Source organism: Frankia sp. KB5 (assembly GCF_002099325.1).
In the GTDB taxonomy this organism is placed as follows: Bacteria; Actinomycetota; Actinomycetes; order Frankiales; family Frankiaceae; genus Frankia; species Frankia casuarinae.
Genome location: NZ_MRUJ01000324.1, coordinates 1 through 5560, shown reverse-complemented (window position 1 = coordinate 5560; position 5560 = coordinate 1). Strand labels below are relative to the sequence as shown.

Below are 5560 nucleotides of genomic sequence, written 5' to 3'. Positions count from 1 at the left end.
AACACGACGAGGCGAGGGCAGGTCACTCCGATGGTCGATATGCGCCGGCTGGCCGGACTTTTGCAATCAGGCTGCACCCTGGTGTTGGACGCGGTCAACCACTTTGATCCGACGCTAGAGGTTGCGTGCCGAGCGTTTCAATGGTGGTTGCGCGCGCCTGTGCAGGCGAACGTGTACCTCACAACGGGCGACGCGGCGGGTTTCTCCCTACACTGGGATGATCACGACGTCATCGTCCTACAGTTAGCTGGCGACAAAGAGTGGGAGGTCCGGGGTCCGTCTCGCCGTGCTCCCATGTACCGCGACGCCGCACCCAATACTGAGCCTCCCAAAGACATCGTGTGGTCTGGTACCGTGAATACCGGTGACGTGTTGTATATTCCCCGGGGCCACTGGCATCGGGCGAGCCGCACCAGCAGAGGTGACGGGTTTAGCCTTCATGCTACCTTTGGGTTCACGAGACGAACGGGCGTCGATTGGTTGGCTTGGCTTGCGGACCAGTCGCGCCGCGAAGAGGTGTTTCGGGAGGATCTGAATCAGCGGGGAGAAGACCCGAAAGAACATCAAAACGACGGCGAGAAAATTATTGTTGCCGCATCGCGTCTTCTTACGTCACATCCGCCGGCCCATTACTTGGAATCCGTGGCGCATGCCACCTCCGCAGGCCGGTATGTCTCCACAGCCGGCATTTTTGGTCCGCCATCCGCGGTCGTGTGCGTTACTGATTTTCCACCTCAGATAGAGACCCAGGGCGATACAGTGGCGGTCGCGACGGCGGAGAAACGGATCGTCTTCACCAGGAAAGCATTACCAGCCCTTGGGTTGCTTCTGTCGGGCAATCCTGTGTGCCTTGACTACGTATCGTCCGCAGCGGGGATCGATGGCGCGCGCCTTGGGGAGATACTTGTCCGGGAGGGCATATGCGYGGAACTGACTCCGGAATTATTCTCGGGCTATACCGGTCTGACCACAGACGGCAAGCTTTAGAGGATGCCCTTGCCGTTGGCATTCAATGCCTAGACACAAGCTACAACTATCATGGGTTCGACTCGCATCGCCTTCTCTCAAGCGTCGTGGGCGATTTACTTTCCATGTTCTCCATCTCGACGAAAGTCGGCTTCTTCCGAGAGTCCGGACGGGTAGTTCACACCCTCGCTCCCGGCCGGCTTCGCCGTGCGGTGGAGGAATCAGCGTGCGACCTTGGACGCATCCCGGACGTCGTCTTTCTGCATAATCCTGAGAAGTCCCTTGTGGGAGTGAGCCCCGTACAAGCCCGTGAGCGCTTGGATGCGGCGTGCGCGGCGCTGTATGAAGCGGTAGCCATGGGTCTGTGCGCGTCGTGGGGAATATCGTCCTGGGATACGGCGCCGCTGATCCGGGCGCTTGACGGCGATCTCTTCGCGAAGGCTCCCACGCCAGACGTGCTCATGGTCCGCGCGGGGCTGACGGTGCCGTCTGACCAGCTCGACGCGAGCGAGCGGGCGGCGCAACGTCTGGGCGTCCCGTCCGATCGCCTGTGGGGGATGAGCCCGTTCGGCGGGGACGCCGCACGCGACGTCTGGAAGAGAATTAAGGCGGCCACCTTTCTTCAGCCAAACGAAGAAGGGTCAAATGTGCAAGCCGTCTTCCGCGTGTCATATGAGCTGCCAAGAGTAACGCGGATAGCCGTGAGTTCCGGCAGCACAGACCATATGAGGGAACTTGTGTCARCCGAAGCGCTAAAGGTTGACCTAGACCAGATCGCTCGTTATCRGCAGCTCCTCCGTGAGAGAGGCGCTCACATCTGAAGGTCTTTCACCAGCCTTTCGACAGCCTGACATGCCGGCTCGTGAAGCGGCCCTGAATACGAGGCGGGCGCGCTGACAATGTCCGCRCACAGAAATAGCGTCATGATCTTACCTGTCTTGCTTTCCAGTTCCTCTCTGTACTCTCGGTAGATGCGGCTGGCGAGGTCGGGAATTGCCAGGCTGTTGACCCACAGGTTCGCTGGGTCCAATCCGCGCGGCGCCATTCCCCAGTCTTCCCAGTCAAGCAGCATACATTCTGGTGCCGTGAGATTCGCCCAATTTAGGTCGGCATGCGCGGCTGACCATTGCTCGATCCTAGTGTCGATCTTGCCGCCACAGGCCCGACTGATTGCCAGGTCCACCCGCGCTTGCGTTATTGTCTCGGTGTGAGGAGTAGCTAGCCGGGTGGTCGAATGCCCGGCAAGCGCGGCCAGCGAAGATCTCAGCGTCGCCCACCACGCCTCAGAAAGGTCGGGATCGGTAGTGAGGATACCACCGGGTTTAACGGGATGATCCGCGACGAAATCTGTCTCGTCAGCCCTCCACATGAGATCCTGGTCGGGATCGTTCCAAGAGACGCTTTGCCTCCAGACGGGCCGGGCCACGCCATGAAGCATCGATGAGGTCTCTGTTCCGTTCCATCCCTGACCGGTCATCTTCTCTGGAGATCGAACCTCAACACGGACCCAGGTTCCTCTATCGCTGGCGAGGCCAATTGAGCGTCGCTTCCGCACGACCGCGGTTCGGTCAAAGTGAACGTCTAGTGATCGCTCGACACGTTTCAAGACGTCGTTATAGGATCCCGACCTGAGATCCAATTTAGCGCGGACGTTTGGCACGATGGAAACCCTATCTCTCTCGTCGCTCGGGCGGAGTGTCACCCGTCCGCCTGCGTTCGAGCGCCACGCGGACGGGCAACAATAGTGAAGACGTGTAAAATGCTATCTCGGCGCCCTGTGGACACCGTATCGGCTGTTAGGCCGTGAACTCTCCATCCGTCACACCACGCACGAACGCCGACCATTCCGCACTGGTAAAGACCAGCGCAGGCCCGGTTCCATGGTCCTTRCTGTCCCGTAGGGCGACAAGGCCGCCGTCAAGGAATGCAACCTCGACACACTCACCCTTAGCGTTGCTGTAGCTACTCTTGCGCCACACCGCGCCGGAAAGATCGTGACTGTTCATGGTTCGAGACTCCTAGCTCGATCAATGAGCATCTTGGTGCTCGCGTCCCGCTCGGCCGCAGATTCCCACATCGCGCTGAACGACTCTTCGTATTGCTCTACCTCACGATCTTTCTCTAGATACAACGCTCCGGTAAGTCCCTCCACGTAAACCGTTGGCGGTTCCCCCGCTCGTCCGGTTCCGTTCTCGGGAAACCGAAGAACGACGAACGGACCCGACGTGACGCCCGTGTGTAGGCCGGCACTGAACGGCATTACCTTGATCGTGACATTAGGCAGCCGGTTTACGTCCGCAATCCRTTCGAGTTGCTGTGCGAGCACCTTCGGGCCACCAACGGGGCGATGCAGAATCGACTCGCTGAGAACAACATTCAGGACCGGGGGATCGGTCACTCGGGTCAGCAACGCCTGCCGGGCCATGCGTACATGAACTCGCCGGTCTATTTCGTCGTTCTCGATATCGGGGTCTTCCGCTCGGATCAGGGTCCGTGCGTACTCCTCTGTTTGGAGGAGACCGGGAACGAGTTCCGCCTGGTAGCACCAGAGGCGAGAGGCTGCCTCTTCGAGCCCGATGTACAGGTCGAGCCAGGCCGGGATGACGTCGCCGTAGCTGTGCCACCAGCCGCGCGCCTTCGTCTCCTTCGCGAGCCCCATCAGCGCCTCGGTCAGGTCGGTGGGTGCACCGTAGATCCGGCACATGATCTCTACGTCAAAGCTCCGAAGCGAGGTCAGCCCCGACTCGATGCGCCAGATCTTGGCTTCGGACCACTCCAGGCGCCGTGCGGCTGCCCGCACGGTCAGCCTCGCCTGGTTTCGAAGATCGCGTAGGTACCGGCCGAGCTGGCGGCGCGGCACGGTCGAGCCCGTCGTCGTGCTGCCTTCTGGCATCGCCCCTCCTTCGGTTTGAGGGTAGTMCATCACCCGAAATGAAAGACTCCGGTCGCTGTTTCGCAACAATATCAACATCTCTCAGCTTGCATTGTGAGTCTTGCATGTTGGGTCCTCACGGTGTTTGACTTCTGCGTGACAGCAGGCGCRCCGAGAGTGGCCGCCTGGCCGCCTACGGCGCTGCCATCGGCGGAYGCTCGCGTCTCTCTGCGTTGCCAAGGAGCCCTCCTCGGCGGCATCTGCCGCGCCCTGCTGTCTGCGGCACGGAGACGGAGGCGCGGCGCGGGGGCTGCCCGTCGCAGACCGAAGGGAGAGGGTCCATGGACGAACGCCGGTTCGTGGTGTGGGACGCGGACGGACGACCGCTCGGGGCATTCCCCGACTTCGACACCGCCCACGAGTGGGCGCACGTGCGGATGCGGCAGGCGCGAACCCGCCTCCCCCTGACACTCGACGACCGTGTAGCGAAGGTCAGCCGCCGCCTATCCCACGCCCGCTGTGAGCTGGTGGCGTGGGCCGAATTCGCCGTGTTGCCCGGCTGTGACCTGCCCGCTCTCGGCGCAGCCGCAGCCGCAGCCGCAGGCGACACGGCGCGGCGCCAGCCTGCACAGCACTCACGGTCGTGACCATCCGGATCATCGGCCGCTGGGCTGCCGTCCGCGCGCTGACCGCCGCACGGGGCTCAGCATGACTGGTGACTCATCGCCTGTGATCCGGGTGGCCGTGGCGCACTTCCCRCCGACAGCCGCCGCCGTTCCCGACGTGCGCACGAGCACGGCCTGYACGCTCAGGGAATGGTCAGTCGACTCCGACACCGTCAACACTGTCGAACTCGTCGTTTGTGAATTGACCTCGAATGCCGTGAAGGCGAGCCGCCCGGAAGACGTCGTGGCCATACGGCTCACCGCGACAGGAGAATACGTCCTTGTTGAAGTGCGGGACGGCAATGACACCGCTCCCCGTATCAAAAGCCCGGACCTGTTCAGTGAGGACGGAAGCGGCCTGCTGATGGTCGACGCGCTGTCGCGCCGATGGTCGTGGTGGAGAGTAAAGACCGGCGGAAAAGTTGTCTGGGCCGAGATTCCCGGTGGTTTGCAAGCCACGCCGCCGCCGACGCAGGCCGCTACGCCGATGCCGACGCGGACACCGAGGGTCGGGCCGCAGCCTACGGCGCCGGTCGTCTACCGCACCGACCCGGAGACCCTGCGGCGGGTCGCTGACGCGCTGCGCGCGCTGGACCCGTGGCACCGGACCCCCTCCGGCCGCAGCTTGCCCGAAGCTGTGCCGCACCGGGCCTGACGCATCGCAACCTGGCCGGGAAAGGGGGAACATGGGGCGAGCTGGTATGCGAGCGGAACAGAATGCGCTACGGGTCCACCTGTTGCATGCGGGAATGACGCAGGCCGAGATAGCCGACGAGTTCATCCGACGTTATCAACTTCGCCCTCGCGCCGCTTTCCGCCACGCGCACGGCTGGACGCAGCTACAAGCCGCCGACCACATCAATAGACAAGCGGCCCGTCTCGGCCTTGACCCGGACGGCAGGGCTTCCATCACCGGTCCCTATTTGTGTGAACTGGAGCATTGGCCGGACACGTCCGCGCGGCGAAGGCTCACCCCGCAGATTCTCGCGCTGCTGGCGACCGCGTACGGCACCGACGTTCACCGGCTGGTGGACGCCTCCGACCGCGTGCGGATGCG

7 protein-coding genes and 1 pseudogene are annotated in these 5560 nt (G+C 62.6%); 5 read left to right on the top strand and 3 right to left on the bottom strand.

The annotated features are described in order from the left end of the window. A partial coding sequence (locus KBI5_RS23585; RefSeq protein WP_085016514.1) for a cupin domain-containing protein occupies nt 1-987 on the top strand: 987 nt, incomplete at its 5' end. Next, the gene (locus tag KBI5_RS28920) at nt 921-1787 is read left to right on the top strand and encodes an aldo/keto reductase (protein WP_085016512.1); all 867 of its coding nucleotides are present in this window, start codon (nt 921-923) and stop codon (nt 1785-1787) included. The genes KBI5_RS23585 and KBI5_RS28920, both read left to right, overlap by 67 nt. Here the strand turns inward: KBI5_RS28920 and KBI5_RS23575 are convergent. The 3 genes from KBI5_RS23575 to KBI5_RS23565 form a co-directional block, all read right to left on the bottom strand. Then, nucleotides 1778-2335 carry a hypothetical protein gene (locus tag KBI5_RS23575; protein ID WP_198537940.1) on the bottom strand — a complete coding sequence of 186 codons (558 nt, stop codon included), beginning with the start codon at nt 2333-2335 and terminating at the stop codon, nt 1778-1780. The two genes, KBI5_RS28920 and KBI5_RS23575, sit on opposite strands and share 10 nt — an antisense overlap. 427 nt (nt 2336-2762) lie before the next feature. After that, nucleotides 2763-2972 carry a DUF397 domain-containing protein gene (locus tag KBI5_RS23570; protein ID WP_011434862.1) on the bottom strand — a complete coding sequence of 70 codons (210 nt, stop codon included), beginning with the start codon at nt 2970-2972 and terminating at the stop codon, nt 2763-2765. Continuing rightward, nucleotides 2969-3859, bottom strand: a complete 891-nt coding sequence (locus KBI5_RS23565; protein WP_085016511.1) for a helix-turn-helix transcriptional regulator — start codon at nt 3857-3859, stop codon at nt 2969-2971. Before KBI5_RS23565 ends, KBI5_RS23570 begins: the two co-directional genes overlap by 4 nt. 320 nt (nt 3860-4179) lie before the next feature. Between KBI5_RS23565 and KBI5_RS23560 the strand changes: the two genes are divergently transcribed. From KBI5_RS23560 to KBI5_RS23550, 3 genes and pseudogenes are all read left to right on the top strand, one after another. Then, nucleotides 4180-4485 carry a hypothetical protein gene (locus KBI5_RS23560; RefSeq protein WP_011434864.1) on the top strand — a complete coding sequence of 102 codons (306 nt, stop codon included), beginning with the start codon at nt 4180-4182 and terminating at the stop codon, nt 4483-4485. A gap of 82 nt (nt 4486-4567) precedes the next feature. Beyond that, a complete protein-coding gene (locus tag KBI5_RS23555) occupies nt 4568-5158 on the top strand; it encodes an ATP-binding protein (protein ID WP_241883146.1) in 591 nt (196 codons plus the stop codon). 94 nt (nt 5159-5252) lie between these two features. Further along, nucleotides 5253-5560 (top strand): annotated as a pseudogene (locus KBI5_RS23550) (hypothetical protein); the annotation flags it as partial.